This is a genomic window from Tenacibaculum amylolyticum (genome assembly GCF_964511145.1).
Taxonomy (GTDB): domain Bacteria; phylum Bacteroidota; class Bacteroidia; order Flavobacteriales; family Flavobacteriaceae; genus Polaribacter; species Polaribacter amylolyticum.
The window spans coordinates 74,636-91,506 of record NZ_CAZEFZ010000066.1; the positions used below are offsets into that span (position 1 = coordinate 74,636).

Here is a 16,871-nt window from a genome sequence, read left to right on the forward strand (position 1 = left end):
AGATAGCAGGTCTTATATAAGATTTACAAAATTCAAAAATCATAAACTCGAAGATTTCTTTAAATTAGCAGAAATTTGAAATCCCCCATTATGACTGAGATACTTGATATAGAAGAAAACTATAAATCACAATTAGATAATATTTTCAAAAATGAAGATGACTTTAATGAAATAGAAGTTTTCGATAGAGGTTATGGAATTCATAAAAGTATACTTCTTAATTCTATTCTCTTTGTTGGTATAAACCCTTCCTTTTCAGGAAATGATCCTGGCTCTTATTTTATCCATTTAGATCAAGAAGGAAAAACAGAAAAAGGTGAAACTTTTCCTTACTTTAAGAAATTTGTTGATATCTCTAATAAAATTGGGCTTAAATGGTCACATCAAGATATTTTATTTCTTAGAGAAACTCAACAGAAAAGTATTGACAAAATTTATAACCAAAAAAATGGAGAAAGGTTCATTAATGAACAATTAAATATATCTAAAGATATAATTATAAAATCTAAACCCAAAGTTATTATAGTTTCAAATACTAAGGCTAGAAATTATATGAAAGGAGAAATGGGTTTTAATTTTGAATTTGATCCAAATTTAGGTACTCAAAAAATAATTAACCACTCCGAATTAGAAAACACACCTGTGTTCTTTACCAGCATGCTATCTGGACAAAGAGCTTTAGATTTAGGCTCTTACGAAAGATTGATTTGGCATATAAACTTTGTACTTGAGAAAATATAGAAATCTTTTTATAAATTCTAAACTTTAGAAAAATAAAAGAATTATTGTGCAGGTTTAGTGTAAACCTTATAAACTAAAAAATGCAATTAACTAAAAATAAGCTAATTGCATTTAAACTAAGTACGGGCGGAGAGACTCGAACTCTCACACCTCGCGGCACTAGATCCTAAGTCTAGCGTGTCTACCAATTCCACCACGCCCGCATACTTTGAATTTGTGGGTGCAAATATACACAAACTATTCAAAAATAAAACCTAAAAAATAAATTTATGTTACTTTTTTATTTAACTGCTATACATTCAACAATATATTTCCTAAAAAATAAGTTAACTTAGCATGAAATAAACTAAAATTATAATGCAAACTATACAGGAATATATATCAACCCATAAAAATCGTTTTATCGACGAACTTATAGAGTTATTAAAAATCCCATCTGTTAGTGCAGACACCGCTTTTTCTCAAGATGTTTTAAATACAGCCGATGCTATTATGGAAGCTCTTACCAAAGCAGGTTGTGATAAAGTAGAACTTTGTGAAACACCAGGATACCCTATTGTATATGGTGAAAAGATTATAGATAAAAACCTCCCAACTGTACTTGTATATGGTCATTACGATGTACAACCTGCAGACCCAATTGATTTATGGGATTCTCCTCCTTTTAATCCAGTAATTAAAAAAACAGATATCCATCCTGAAGGAGCTATTTTTGCTCGTGGTGCTTGCGATGATAAAGGTCAAATGTACATGCATGTAAAAGCATTGGAATATATGACAACAACTGGAAATTTACCTTGTAATGTAAAGTTTATGATTGAAGGTGAGGAAGAAGTAGGTTCAGAAAGTTTAGCATGGTTTGTTCCAAGAAATACTGAAAAATTAGCCAACGATGTCATCTTAATTTCTGATACAGGAATGATTGCAAATGATATTCCTTCTATTACAACTGGACTTAGAGGTTTAAGTTATGTTGAAGTAGAAGTTACAGGACCTAACAGAGATTTACATTCTGGTTTATATGGTGGTGCAGTAGCTAATCCTATAAATATTTTATCGAAAATGATTGCTTCTTTACACGATGAGAATAATCATATTACAATTCCTGGTTTTTATGATAAAGTAGAAGAATTATCTAGAGAAGAACGCGATGAAATGGCCAAAGCTCCCTTTTCTTTAGAAGCTTATAAAGCTGCTTTGGATATTGATGATGTTTATGGTGAAAAAGATTATACCACTAACGAAAGAAATTCTATTCGCCCTACTTTAGATGTAAACGGAATTTGGGGTGGTTATACTGGTGAAGGTGCTAAAACTGTAATTGCTTCTAAAGCCTATGCAAAAATCTCTATGCGTTTGGTTCCAAACCAACAATGGGAAGAAATTACTGAATTATTCCAAAAGCATTTTGAAAGTATTGCTCCAAAATCTGTAAAAGTAAAAGTTACACCGCATCATGGTGGACAAGGTTACGTAACTCCAATAGATAATATTGGCTATCAAGCTGCCAGTAAAGCTTATCAAGAAACATTTGGTGTAACGCCAATACCACAACGCAGTGGTGGTAGTATTCCAATTGTTGCTCTTTTTGAACAAGAATTAAAAAGCAAAACTATATTAATGGGATTCGGATTAAATTCTGACGCAATTCATTCTCCTAACGAACATTTTGGAGTTTGGAATTACTTAAAAGGAATTGAAACTATTCCATATTTTTATAAATATTTCACAGAACTAAGCTCTTAAAATATTTTATTAAGAAGTGCTATTGCTAACTAAATTTAGTTCAATAGTACTTCTTTCTTTTTAAAGTGAAATGTACCAAGTCGTACGAAACCATAAACTGTGTTCGTTTACAGCATCTATAAAATTGCTAGATCTAAAATCAAAACCAACCTCAACCTTATCTTTCGGACTTACTTTGTAACCTAAATAAGGGGAAAATCTAATTTCTAAATCCTCACTTGTAAAGTTATACACGTATTCGTTTCCTAATTTCAAATAAAACTCTTTAACGTCTACCTTTTCTCCAGCTAAAGACTTTTGTAACGTAATTCGATATCTAGTTCTGTAAAATGTATTTGATTTCTCAGGAAAATGTTGTTCTAGTCCAATCCTATGCCCTAATTTTAATCCGTCAAAACTCTGCACAAAATTGTATTGCTGAAAAAGTCGATGCGTTAACTCCTCCTCTTCTATTCGAACTATATAACCCAAATTTAAAGATTGATGCATGTTTGTTTTTATTGAAAAGATCGTTGCTACATCAACCAAGCTATGTGTAAAACGAAAAGTATCTTCATACACAACTTCTCTAGTTTCAATACTATTTACCCATTTTGTTTTTTCATTCAACTTATAAGAAAGATTTACTTTGGGTAACCAACCTAGATTAAAAGTTGTTTGACTCTGTAATTGTAAAACAGCAAATAAGAAAACAACTACAATATATCGCATATACTAAAACTCTAAATTATCGAAGTTCGTAGGTATAAACTTCAGTTTACTTACCTTATTTCCATTTGTATTAAAAAGAAATTCATAACGTTGATAACCTTTTTGAGATTTTCCATCTAGTACAATTTCATAATTTATTGTCAAATTCTTCTCGGTTTTATGCTCTTGAAAATAGTTTATTAATTCTTCTTCTGAACCTTTATACTGAATTTGTGTTTTGCGAATTTTAAACTTTTTAAATTCTTTATACAACTCCTCTTTTATAGTACTTTGTGTTTCCTTCGGAATTTTAGGAAATAGTGTTTTCACCTCTATATCTGCAAGTTTACCATCCTTAAAAAACTCAACGCTAAATTTTTTAGATAAATATGTAAACTTAGCTTCAAATGTTTTTCCTTGCTGACTTTCTTCAACATACCATTTTATTTTTCCTGTTGGTTTAATTTTTCGCACAAAACTAGTAGCCGTATGTGGTACTTCAGATTGTTTTATACGATATTCTTTTTCAAACTTAAATTGACTAATTACATTAAGACTAATAAAACAAAATAACACGCTAAAAAAATGTTTTACTTGCATCAAATATTAATTTATAACTACAAAGTTACCAGAAACATACTCTTTTTTCAGGTAAAACCCCCGTTTTATTTTTTTTTATACATTTGCATAAAAATTAAAAACTATGAGAAAGTACATTGCCACGCTTATGCTCCTTTTTTGGTATTCACTACATTCTTATTCTCAGAATAATATAACAGCTTTTTTATTACCATCTGAGTTAAAAAAAGATGCAAATGCTATTGTTAGAGAGAATTACCTAGAAATTAATCTTGAAGCAACTGATAGAATGGTTGTAAAACAGAGAAGAATTATTACTGTTTTAAACAAACTAGGAAACAAACATGTAAATGCAGTTGAAGGCTACGATAACGATACTAAAATAACTGAATTAAGCGCAAAAGTTTATGATGCTTTTGGCAAGGAAATTAAAAAATATTCTAAAAAGAAATTTACAGACGTTAGTGCTGTAGATGGCGTTTCTCTATATTCCGACTCTCGAGTTAAATATTTGAATTATACACCTACAAGTTATCCTTATACTGTTGTATTTGAATCGGAATACAAAACTTCTTCTACTGGTTTTATTCCTAAGTGGTTTCCACAAGAGTCTTTTTATGTTTCCATTCAAAAAAGTGAATACAAAATAAACAATCCAAATAATTTTGATCTCAGAATTAAAAAGAAAAATTTTGAAGGCTACCCTATCAAAAGCCTTTCTGACAACCAAGTACATTATATAGCAGAAAACATGCCTGCTGTTAAATATGAACGTAATAGCATTTATCTTACAGAGATTGCACCAGAATTATTGGTTGCTCTTAATAAATTCACTTTAAAAGGAGTCTCTGGAAATGCAACAAACTGGAAAGAGTTTGGAAAATGGATGAATGACAAATTACTTTTTGGAAAAACAGCATTACCACCTACAACAGTTGCTAAAATAAAGAGTTTAGTTAATGGTTTGGATAATGATATAGCAAAAGCTAAGAAAATTTATGAATTTGTTCAAGATAAAACCCGTTATATCAGTGTACAAATTGGAATTGGTGGCTGGGAACCTATCCCTGCTAGCGAAGTGGACAAAATGGGATATGGGGATTGTAAAGGCTTAACAAATTATACCAAAGCTTTATTTGATGCTGCTGGAATAACATCTTATTATACTTTAGTATATGCAAAAGAGAAGCAAAATATAGACAAAGAGTTTTCCTCTTTACAGGGAAATCATGTGATTTTAAACATTCCAAATGAAGGTAAAGACGTTTGGTTAGAATGTACTAGCCAAAGTATGCCTTTTGGTTTTATTGGTGATTTTACAGATGACAGAGATGTACTTGTTATTACACCTGAAGGTGGTGTCATAAAACATACGGATGTATTTAAAAACGAAGACAACCTACAAGTTACAAAAGCAAAAGTTACGCTCTCTGAAGCTGGTGATGTAAATGCAACAGTACAAGTAAAATCTACCGGAATTCAATATGATCACAAGTATGCAATTGCAAATCAGCCTAAAGAAGACATAGAAAAACACTATAAATCAAACATTTGGGATTATAATAATAATTTAGAACTGACTTCTTTTCAATTTGAAAATGATAAAGACAATGTTACTTTTAAAGAGGATTTAGAAGTTGAAATCAAAGATTATGCTAGTATTACTGAAAACGAGCTTTTATTCAGAGTAAATATTTTCAATAGAATAACATCAGTTCCTAAACGCTATCGAAAGAGGAATTTACCATTAAAAATTAATAGAGGTTTTAAAGACATAGAAGAATACACTATAACATTTCCTAACGGATATGCTATAGATCAATTACCTCCTAAATATGAAATCGACAATAAGTTTGGCACTTATACTATGGAAATTAAAAAAATAGATGATCATACGATTGCCTACCATAGATCTTTACTTATTAAAGACGGTTTATTTCCTAAAGAAGATTATAAAGCTTACAGAAAATTCAGAAAAAATATTGCAAAACGCGAAAATTTAAGAATCGCCCTACAAAAACAACAATAACTATAACTTTTTAATTAAAAACTATGAAAAAAATTATTCTCGTATGTACATTGTTACTTACGTTACAAGGAATTTCCCAAGAAATTAAGTTTGGTAAAATCTCAAAACAAGACTTAGAAGAAAAATTTTACCCTACAGACTCAAGTGCTAATGCAGCATATCTTTATAGAAAACGTAAAACCAATTATGTTTATAGAAAGGGAGTTGGGTTTCAAGTAATTTCAGAATTCTTTTTCCGTATTAAAATATACAATAAAGAAGGATTCGATCATGCTAATTTTAACTTGGTATATTATGATCCTGAATCTGGTGATAAAGAAAAAATTAGCAGTATAAAAGGGTATACTTTTAATCTAGATGATAACGGTGAAGTTTCTAAAACCAAACTAACTAGTAAAAGTATTTTTGATGAGCAAGTAAATAAATACCGTAGCGCTAAGAAAATATCAATGCCAGATGTTAAAGAAGGTGCGGTTATCGATTTACAATATAAATTAATATCACCTTATAGAACTATTATAGATGATTTAACCTTCCAAACAGGCATACCAATAAAGAAGCTTTACACAAAAATTGAAATTCCTGAATGGTTTATTTTTAATAAAATGACAAAAGGGTATTATAATGTTCCTGTCAAATCATCTACTAAAAACGGAAGCATTTCTTTTACTCAAAGAGTTAGGCATCATGGAGCAGTTACAGTTCGTTCAACGGTTCAAAATGCTAGAGAAGATTTACGATATAATATAGATGAATTTATAGCTACAAACATTCCTGCATTAAAAGACAATGAACCTTTTATTTCAAATGTGAAAAATTATTATGGAGGATTAAAATATGAATTAGCCATGATTCAATTTCCAAACTCATCTCCAAAACCATATACAAATACTTGGGAAAATGTAAGTAAACAAATCTATCAATCGAAAGGTTTTGGTAGAGAACTTGAAAAGAATAATTATTTTAAAGATGATTTAGCTGCTATTCTTAGTGCAACAGAGGGAGATGTGCAAAAAGCTATTGCCATTTTTGAACATGTAAAAAACAAAGTAAAATGGAATAATTATTATGGTAAATATGTAGATGAAGGAGTTAAAAGCGCTTATAAAAATGGTAGTGGAAACGCAGCTGAAATAAATTTAATATTAACAGCTATGTTAAGAGCAGCTGGTTTAGGAGCTAATCCAGTATTAGTAAGTACTAGAAATCATGGTATCCCATTATATCCTACTTTAGATGGTTTTAATTACGTTGTTACTTATGTAGAGTTTCCTAATAATGGAGGAACAATGCTTTTAGATGCTACAGAACCTTATGCTACGCCAAATGTTTTACCTGTAAGGGCATTAAATTGGAATGGTAGAAAAGTTACGAAAGAAGGATATTCTGAATGGGTAAATTTAAGCCCGCCAAAACATGCTTCAGAAACAAACACTCTTAAAGCAAAAATAGATACTGAAGGAAATATTACAGGACTTTTAAGAAAAAATGAAAGCATGTTAAATGCTTTATTAACTAGAAAAAGATATAATCATTTAGAAGAAGATGCCTTAATTTCTAAACTTGAAGAAAAATATAATATTGAAATTGAAAACTTCAGATTTAACAATAAAAAGAAATTAAATAAGGCTGTTAGTCAAATGCTGAAATTTAGTAGTGAAGATTTAGTAGAAGGAATTAATAACAAACTTCTTTTCAATCCTCTTTTATTTTTAACAAAAGAAACAAACCCATTCAAATCTAATGATAGAAAGTTCCCGGTTGACTTTGGTTCGGCTTGGAAAGAAACAAATAATGTTTCTATTGAAATTCCAGAAGGTTACACTGTTGAAAGCATTCCTGAACAATTGGCTATTGGGCTTCCAGACAATCTTGGTTTCTTTAAATGTAAAGTAACAAATACAGGTAACATTATAAAAGTAAATGCAGTAATGCAAATTAACGCTGCTATTATTACACCTAAATATTATGCTAGTTTAAAAGACTTTTATGCGAAAGTGGTAGCTAAACAAAATGAAAACATAGTTTTAATTAAAGGATAATTTCAATGAAAAAACTACTTTTTATTGTAGTAATCACTTTCACCATTACAAAAGTTTTTGCTCAAAAAAACGGTAAAACTCCAAAGCTTGGGCAAACAACTCAAGAAGAATTAAAAATGGCCGTTTACTCAAAAGATTCGACGGCCAATGCTGTTGTGTTAGAAGAAATAGGATACACATTTGTTGACAAAAAAAATGACTATGATTTTAGAACTGATATATACAAACGTGTAAAGATTTTCAACAATAATGGATACGATCAAGCCACTATTAAAATTCCTTTATACAAGAAAGAACGAGTAAAATATATTAAGGCTGTTACTTATAACATAGAAAACAATAATGAAACAAAAGTTTTTCTTTTAGATAGCCAAGTGTTTACTAAATCAATTTCAGAAAACTGGAAAGAAGTATCATTTACACTGCCTAATATTAAAGATGGCTCCGTAATTGAATATCGTTACAGTGTAATTTCTCCATACACTTCATTAGATGATTGGAAATTTCAAACAAATATTCCTAAAATAAAAAGCGATTATACGGCTTCTATACCTGGAAATTGGAGATACAATATTGTATTAAGATCGAATAGAAAACTAGATCGAAATGAATCTTATAAAAAGAGAGGTTGTTTATATATTGGTGGAATTGGAGAAGGAGATTGTGCTGTAGTTTCTTATGGTATGGATCATATTCCAGCATTTAAAAGTGAAGATTTTATGTTATCTGAAGAAAATTTCAAATCCAAAATAATCTTTGAACTAGTATCATTCACAAATACAAACGGAGTAACTACCAAATACACAAAAACATGGAAAGACGCCGACAAAACACTTAAAAACAATTTCTTTGATCAGCAAACTTCAAAAAAAAGCTATTTCAAGAAAAAACTTCCTCAGGAAATTTTATCGATAACACCACAGTTAGAAAAAGCTAAAGAAATTTATAAACATATTCAAAATAAGCTTTCGTGGAACCATAAATATTGGTCTCGAGAAAAAATTAGAGTTAAGCAAGTTTATGAAAATAATTCAGGAGCTGTAGATGGCATCAATTTAGTATTATATAACGCAATGCAAGCTGCTGGAATAGAGAGTTATTTGGTTACACTATCTACAAGAAATAATGGACAAATCACCAAATTACACCCATCTGTTTCTGCTTTCAATTATGTGCTCGTTAAAGTAATTCTTGATGGAGAAACATATTTCCTTGATGCTACTGACAAACAACTCTTTTTTGGAGAAATTCCGTTCAAGTGTTTAAATGGTAAAGCCAGAGTAATTGATTTTAAAAAAGGAAGTTATTGGGAACTATTAAAGCCTAAATTTTATAGTTCAGAAAGAAACAATATTACGTTAGCTTTTAATGAAGATGGTATTCTTTCAGGAAATATTATTAGTGCTAAAAAAGGATACCCTTCTTTACGCACAAGAAGAAAATTAGAAACTAAATCTACAGAAGAATATCTAGAAAGCTTCGAATCAAATCATCCTGATCTAGAAGTTAGTCATTTTGAAGTTATTTCAAATACTAGTGAGGCATTAAAAACTTCATATCAAGTAGAGGTTCCTGACTTTAATATGGAAGGAGATATTATAAAAATCAATCCTTTTGTTTTTGATAAATACGATAAAAATCCTTTTAAACTTAAAGAAAGAAACTATCCCGTTGACTTTGGATATGCATGGGCAAATTCTTATTTCATAACATTAAAAATACCTGACGGATACATTGTTTCTAAAACTCCAGAAAACGCAACTTTATCGTTACCTGAAAAAAGCGCTAGATTGATGTTTAGAGTTAATAAAACAGATAAAGAAATTAAAATTTACATGAAATTCAACTTTAAAAAAGCGATTTACACGAACGTAGAATACCACTATTTAAAGGAATTTTTTAAAAAAATTATTGAATTACAAGATACATTCATTGAATTAAAAAAGAAATAATCTCCATAAAACTATATACAAGATATTCAAAGTGCAGTTAACTTATTATCAACTGCACTTTTTTTAATATCACAAACCAAAAAACAACTCTACATTTGTAGAATTAAAATATTATCTCTACATTTGTAGAGTAAATTCTAATTTTGTAGAAATGCAATTGAGTAAAACTGAAGAACAAGTAATGCAATTATTATGGAAATTAAAGAAAGCTTTTATGAAAGACATACTAGCTGAATTTCCTGAACCAAAACCAGCAACAACAACGGTAGCAACTTTATTAAAAAGAATGACCGATAAAGGTTTTGTGAATTACAAACTATATGGTAAATCACGCGAATATTATCCTTTAGTTAAAAAGTCAGATTATTTTTCTAAGCATGTAAACGGCTTAATAAAAAACTTCTTTAACGACTCTGCTAGTCAGTTTGCTTCGTTCTTCACTAAAGAAACAGATCTATCTGTTACCGAATTAGAAGAACTACGCAAGATTATAGACAATCAAATAAAAGAGCAGAAAAAATGATTAGTTATTTAATTAAATCATCTATTTGTTTAACGGCTTTAATGCTGTTTTATCAGTTTATACTGGAACGAGAAAAGATGCATCAATTCAATCGTTTCTATCTTTTGGGTAGTGTGCTATTTTCATTTTTGGCTCCGCTATACAGTATTTCAGTATATATACCAATTGAAACAATTGTAGAACCTGTTATTATGGATGAACCTATTGTTTATACAGAAACTATAGTCCAAGAGCATCCTATAAATTATCTAACTGTCTTCTTAATTCTTTCTAGTATAATTTCTTTTATATTATTTATACGATTTGGTATAAACCTACTCAAAATATTCACAAAAGTTCGAAAGAATACCAATACTAAAATTGATAAAGCTATTTTAGTTTTAGTAGATGATGAAATTAATCCACATACATTTTGGAACTATATTTTTATTAATAAAGAAGATTATAAATCTAAAAATATTGAAAAAGAATTATTGACTCACGAGTTGACTCATGCTACTCAAAAACACACATTAGATGTACTTTTTATAGAGTTCTTAAAAATAATTTTTTGGTTCAATCCTCTATTCTATATACTTAAAAAATTCATTCAACTCAACCACGAATTTATTGCAGACAACAAGGTGATTCACCTTCATAAAAATATTTCCGAGTATCAACATTTATTATTAAACAGAACTGCTTGGAACAACGATTATTACCTGGCCAGTAATTTGAATTATTCATTAACAAAAAAACGATTAGTTATGATGAGCACACGAACATCAAAGGTCAATAATTGGCTGAAAAAAATTGCAGTAATTCCACTGCTAACTGGAAGTATTTACGTTTTTGCTGAACGTGTTGAAAGATTTCAGGAAATTGAAACTATTAACGAGCAAAGAAACGATGATCATGATTCTTATTTAGAAATTAGAGAAGGAGAAAGTGTAGATGAAACAAGCACTCCTGAACATCATTACACCAAACAGACATTTTGGGTTAAAGATAAGAATGGAAAACAAGTTGCAAAGAAGTATTACGAATTATCAGAAACATTACGTAAAAAATGGTTACTATTTCCAAAAAATCAAAAGGAAAACATAACTCAAAGCGAATTAAATACACTAAAAAACGCACAGAATTACATTGTAAGAATTAATGGTAATCTGATTAATAATTCTGACCTCTCTAAATATAGAAGCTCTGATTTTGTAAGTTATTCATATGATAAGATCCATAAACTAGCAAAGCTAGATCAACAATATCATTATAATCTTATCACAGTAAACGGTTTAAAAACTTTAAAAAATCTTAAAGAGATTATTAAGAAGGAGAAAACTAGAACTAATTCTAAACAGAGTATTCCTAGCGAAGAACCAATTGCTACAAAAGCTAAAACTTCTAGTAAAGAAAAGTTCTTAGCTTCAATTGAAAGAACTGATAATGATGCTATTTTAAAATGTTACAACTGTGAACGATGGGCAAAATTAAAAATTCCATTAAATAAGGAATTTACAATTACAGATTGGGGTTTCACAAATAATGGTAATATCTCAAAAGGAGAATACGCTTTTACGATTAAGGTTACAGAAAAAGATGTTCGTTTTAAAAGTTTAAAAAACACAGCATGGGAAACTTTAGAATTTCCTTTACTTGAAAACAAAAAGCGATATATCAATCAAAATGGGATGATTGCTTATGGAACAAACTTAAAAAAGGGCATTGATACAAAACTAAAGGGTACAAATGAAGCAATAAACAATATTGATAAACTTGAACTTTCAATTCCAAAAATCCAAAAAACTATAAGTTTACAGGAAAGTTATAGCGACGATTTAATCTTTTACAACCAACAAAAATCTGAATATGATCAGATTAGAAAAAGAAAGCCTAACTATATCTATAGTAGTCCAGAGCGCAAAAATGAGTTAGATAAATTATGTTCTGATTTGGGACTATTGTATTACGCGCTTCCAATTAAAGATAGAAACAAAACTAAGCGCGCTGCTCGTCCTTATTCACCATACATAAAAATTAAAAGAATAAACGATTTTTATTATAAGTTACCTAATGAGCTAACGGAAGAAGATAAAATATTTATTCCACCAACAATAGAACCTGATGCTTCGGAAGAAGAAAAAGATAAACACCGACAAGCTTTCCGTAAGTGGGCAAGAAAGGTTAACAAGTACTTGAAAGAAAAAAAGGCTCGTCCAGTAAAAATTGAAGTACAAGACAAACCAAAAAAAGGAATGGTTAAAGTAAATAATCAAGATTTATATTATGTTACTAATAAAAAAGGAACAACTTACTATAACCGATGGGGACAAGAAGTAGATAAAACTGGAAAAATCATCAACCCTGAAAAGAAGTTTCCTGTGGTAAAAAAAGGAGATGAATCAAATATTCCTCCTCCACCTCCACCCAAAAAAACTTTAAAAAAGTATAAAGACGTTAAAGTTATCAAGGATAAAAAAGGAGAATTATATATGGTTCTCACAGATAAAGAAGGGAAAAAAGTGGTTAAAAAATACGCTGATTTAACTCCTGAAGAGAAAGATCAACTTCCACCACCTCCGCCTCCTGCTCCCACTCCACCAAAAGCTTTTAAAAAATATAAAGACGTTAAAGTAATTAAGGATAAAAAAGGAGAATTATATATGGTTCTGACGGATAAAGAAGGAAAAAAAGTGGTTAAAAAATATGCTGATTTAACTCCTGAAGAGAAAGATCAACTTCCACCACCTCCGCCTCCTGCTCCTGCTCCACCAAAAGCTCCAAAAACACGAAAAGCGTCAAAAGCTAAAAAGACAGGGTACAATTTTAAAACAAAAAAGAAAAGTAACTATAGAAAAATCGGTAAGCTTTCTAATAAACTAGCACTTTCTTTGCCTAAAGAACTAATTCCTAACAAAGTAGATTACTTAAACAATAATCTAGTTGTAAATAAAGTTTTTACTCCAAAAAGCTACTAGAAAAAAGCATTACTGTATGTAAATAAAAATAAAAGCCTCTTCATTGAGGCTTTTTTTATTTCTTAAAACTACATGATACATTAAAACAGGTTTTTCCTTCTGATAGACAAGGTTTTAAACTATGAAAAAAATAGAGAAAAACCATTAACATTACATCCTTTAACCTTTAAAAATCAACATATTACACCTATAAATTTGTGAAATCTGTATACCTCATACAGCAACCATTCATAGTCCAAAACTGGAATTAACCAACTAAAAACTAGATATTATGAGTTCACAAATTATCAACTACACTTTAAACACTTTGAGTGTAGCCAACAAAGATGGCAGCAAACCTGCCACCCTTAAAAATTGTACTATTAACAATACTGCTTCAATACCTTCTAATGTAAGTAGACTAACAAAATCTATAATTTTCAACGGAACAACTTCTATTTCTTCAGCATTACAGAAAACAGAGATCGACGCTAAGAAATTCTATGGAAAGTTAATTTTTAAAACTCCTACGAAAGTAGAAAGCAGGCAAAACTTAGTAGAATCTAATAGTTTACCTATAGCCGCTTTTTTAAATAAAGGAACAGCTGCAAATAAAATTCAACTAGATGTAAATGTTCATAATAAAAAGAATGGCTGGAGTAGCACTTCTTGTCTTTTTTCTAAACAACTCACACCAAACACTTGGTATAAATTAGAATTCGCATACGATTTCAATACGCTTGCTTTATTTATCAATAATAGATTGATAGATGTTTGTGCTTTCCCTAAAGGAGAATTATTAATTGGTCGTGGAGCTAAAATTTATCTTGGAACTTGGGTAGATGGAAGACGTTTTCCTTTTAAAGGTGAAATGGCACAGTTTGAGCTTCATAAAGGAATACCTACCGCCATAGAAAGTAAATTAGATCATTCACGTGCTAATAATCAATGGCATATTTCTAGAAAATATAACATTATAAAACCGAATCTGAATTTTGGAAAACGAACACAAGATCTTATTAGAAAATCAACATATGCTATCCAACATTATCAATTTGGTGCTATTATGTATTCTGTATTAGGAGCTTTTGAAATGCATGGTGCTATTTATTCAAAATACAAAAGTTTATCGAGCAGAGTACAATTTTCATTAGGACAATTACAATCCGATGAAATTAACGGGAATGCAAGAGGAAGTAAAAAAAGCTTGTTTAGAGGTGGCGGAATATATTGGTCTGGAACTACAGGAGCAAAAACTGTGTTAGGTCAATTATTTATTGACTATGAAAATATTGGTGAAGGCGCACATGCTATTGGTTTACCAATTAGAGATGCAAGTACTATCTCTGGCGGAAAAATGCAATTATTTAAACGTGGAAGAATGTATTACCGAAATGGCAGTAGTCATGCAAAAGAAGTCCACGGAGCTATATTAAATAGATACTTAAGACTAGGCGGACATACTAAGAAAGGATTTCCAACCAGCGATGAATTAGATGTTAAAAAGGGAACTAGAGTTGTTGGAAAAAGAAGCGATTTTGAACGTTGTTCTATTTATTGGAGTAACAGAACAGGAGCTTTTGAAGTATATGGAGATATTGCTAGAAAATATGATAGCGTTGGTGGACCAATTGGTCAATTAGGATTTCCTACATCTGGAGAAATGGATATTCCTGGAGAAGGCGGCGCACGATATAACACTTTTCAAAACGGAACTATTACTTGGTTTAAAAGTTGGAGTCGTACATATGTGTGCTATCCTTTTGAATTATTTTTAGATCGAATCAAAGTAAGAGATGCAGATGATGACTTTATTTTTAAAGACGATAGTGATATTTATGCTAGAATTGAAGTCTTTGAAAATGGACATAGAATGCACAATAAAAAACTTCCTAATAATGGAACCTACTCAAATACCACAGAAGCAAATCTAAAATATACCATTCGCAAACCTTTTATTCCAAACCATGTAAATTATAAAGTAAAATTAGCTTTCGAAGCTTGGGATAGTGATTCTGGAAGACCATTCTCTGGAGGCGATGATCATTTAGGAAAATATACCAAAGAACTTACTATCAGAAATGCTTGGGGATTAAGAGACAATGGAGGTATATACAATCGCTCAGCTGGGTCTAGAGGAATGAAATTAGATTGGAGTATGCGACCTAAAATAAAACAAGGAAGTATGTCTGATAGAGATTATCGCTTCTGGGGTGTTCGAAACTGGGGAAATACACATTCTGTTCCTTGGAGTGTTTATGCAGATGCTTTTAGAGATGTTACTGAAGGTACAAATATTTTTGACCATTTAAGTTTGCGCTCGCTGTATTATGAGGTAATAGCTAAAGATGCTCCAAAAGGAGGAAATTGTTTTGGTATGAGTTTAGAAGGAATTTATGCTAACAAGTGTCTAAGTAGATTTGGAAAACCATTGAATCGATTTACAAAAAATCAAATTCAACGAGAAATAAACACCAAACATTTATACCAATTAGGAGCAGCACCTATGTGGTGGTTTGTAGGACAATTTTTATCAGGAAACACGCACGACCCAAAAGATGTCTTTTTAGAATCTGAACGCGCCTATAGAAATGGAGATTGGCCTGTAATATGTATTTCTCAAGATTATTGGTTTACTCAAAAACCGCATTGCATTATGCCTTGGAAATGGGACAGAAGTAAAACTCCTTGGGAAATTAGATGTTTCGATCCAAACGTAACTTCAAAAGAAACTATAATAAAAGTAAATCCAAATTCTAACACTTATGATTACCAAGGTTCTTCTAGATATCGCGGTGGTGCATGGTCTGGTGGTAGATTTCATTATATGCCGTGGCGAGTTCTAAACTCAGCGCCAAGAACTCCTAACTGGGAAATTTACGCATTACTACTATTAGGAACTGTTATCATTTTTGGAGATACAGCAGAAACAAATGCTATTACAGATCTAAATGGAAATAATTTAGATGGTAGAAAACTAAAATCTACTGACAGTGCTTCTCAACGAAATAAAATGTTTGTTCCCTATCCTGGTTTTGATTCTAAAAATCCATTCAATATGTTCTTACAAAAAGGGCAAGCTCTTAACAACAATTATAAACATTCTTTAAAAGGAACAAAATCTGGAAAGCTACAGTATGGAGTGGTAAATCTGAACCAAGATATTGTTGTGCAGAGTAACATTAGCAAAAATGAACTTGAAACATATCATATTGAGAAATTAGGAAAAACAGATAATTCGATTGCTGTTCTAAATCAAAAAAACAAATTATACGACATTAGTTACAGTCAAAAACTTGGACATTCAGAGGATACATTAAAAGTTAAAATCGAGAATATTCCTACTGCTACTAGAAAAGATTTAAAGTTTAGTTTAAAACCTGAATTAGAAGGTGTTGATATCATTTCCAGTGGTGGAAACTCTCGTGCAAAAATCACTACAGAAATTATCAATAATCAAAATAAGGTAATTAAAAAGTCAACATTCAATACTAATCTAGAAAACGGTTTTAGAATTAGACCAGAACGTTTATTAGACAACAACACCTTAATTATTGGTAGCATTGATCGAATTCATGGTCGAATTTTCAATCCGATTCATATAAATCCGAATAATTAACACTTTTTTCACCT

At 30.4% G+C, this 16,871-nt stretch carries 10 protein-coding genes and 1 tRNA gene; 8 read left to right on the top strand and 3 right to left on the bottom strand.

From position 1 onward, the window contains the following. Positions 1-90: 90 nt before the first annotated feature. Positions 91-741, top strand: coding sequence for a hypothetical protein (locus tag ACKTTC_RS15585; protein WP_408040775.1), 651 nt, complete (start codon positions 91-93; stop codon positions 739-741). 121 nt (positions 742-862) lie between these two features. On the opposite strand, the gene ACKTTC_RS15590 is transcribed toward ACKTTC_RS15585, so the two are convergent. Beyond that, a tRNA-Leu gene (locus tag ACKTTC_RS15590) sits at positions 863-944 on the bottom strand. A 154-nt stretch (positions 945-1,098) separates the two neighbouring features. Here ACKTTC_RS15590 and ACKTTC_RS15595 point away from each other — a divergent pair. Continuing rightward, complete coding sequence (locus tag ACKTTC_RS15595; RefSeq protein ID WP_408040776.1) at positions 1,099-2,487, top strand: dipeptidase; 1,389 nt, start codon at positions 1,099-1,101, stop codon at positions 2,485-2,487. Positions 2,488-2,547: 60 nt separating this feature from the next. Here the strand turns inward: ACKTTC_RS15595 and ACKTTC_RS15600 are convergent, their stop codons facing one another. Both ACKTTC_RS15600 and ACKTTC_RS15605 read right to left on the bottom strand, forming a co-directional pair. Continuing rightward, positions 2,548-3,198: a DUF2490 domain-containing protein gene (locus tag ACKTTC_RS15600; RefSeq protein WP_408040777.1), complete on the bottom strand. Its 651-nt coding sequence runs from the start codon at positions 3,196-3,198 to the stop codon at positions 2,548-2,550. A gap of 3 nt (positions 3,199-3,201) precedes the next feature. Continuing rightward, positions 3,202-3,777, bottom strand: coding sequence for a hypothetical protein (locus tag ACKTTC_RS15605; RefSeq protein ID WP_408040778.1), 576 nt, complete (start codon positions 3,775-3,777; stop codon positions 3,202-3,204). 103 nt (positions 3,778-3,880) lie between these two features. On the opposite strand from ACKTTC_RS15605, the gene ACKTTC_RS15610 reads away from it, so the two are divergent. The 6 genes from ACKTTC_RS15610 (at position 3,881) to ACKTTC_RS15635 (ending at position 16,857) form a co-directional block, all read left to right on the top strand. After that, complete coding sequence (locus tag ACKTTC_RS15610) at positions 3,881-5,785, top strand: DUF3857 domain-containing protein (protein ID WP_408040779.1); 1,905 nt, start codon at positions 3,881-3,883, stop codon at positions 5,783-5,785. A 23-nt stretch (positions 5,786-5,808) separates the two neighbouring features. Further along, positions 5,809-7,827: a transglutaminase domain-containing protein gene (locus ACKTTC_RS15615; protein ID WP_408040780.1), complete on the top strand. Its 2,019-nt coding sequence runs from the start codon at positions 5,809-5,811 to the stop codon at positions 7,825-7,827. A 5-nt stretch (positions 7,828-7,832) separates the two neighbouring features. Then, on the top strand, positions 7,833-9,779 hold the full coding sequence (locus ACKTTC_RS15620; protein ID WP_408040781.1) for a DUF3857 domain-containing protein: 1,947 nt from the start codon (positions 7,833-7,835) through the stop codon (positions 9,777-9,779). A 151-nt stretch (positions 9,780-9,930) separates the two neighbouring features. After that, entirely contained in the window at positions 9,931-10,302 is a 372-nt protein-coding gene (locus ACKTTC_RS15625; protein WP_408040782.1) for a BlaI/MecI/CopY family transcriptional regulator, read from the top strand. Continuing rightward, positions 10,299-13,259 (top strand): M56 family metallopeptidase, encoded by a 2,961-nt coding sequence (locus ACKTTC_RS15630; protein ID WP_408040783.1) that lies wholly within the window; start codon positions 10,299-10,301, stop codon positions 13,257-13,259. Before ACKTTC_RS15625 ends, ACKTTC_RS15630 begins: the two co-directional genes overlap by 4 nt. A gap of 271 nt (positions 13,260-13,530) precedes the next feature. Then, positions 13,531-16,857, top strand: coding sequence for an LGFP repeat-containing protein (locus tag ACKTTC_RS15635; RefSeq protein WP_408040784.1), 3,327 nt, complete (start codon positions 13,531-13,533; stop codon positions 16,855-16,857). The last annotated feature ends 14 nt before the right edge of the window (positions 16,858-16,871 follow it).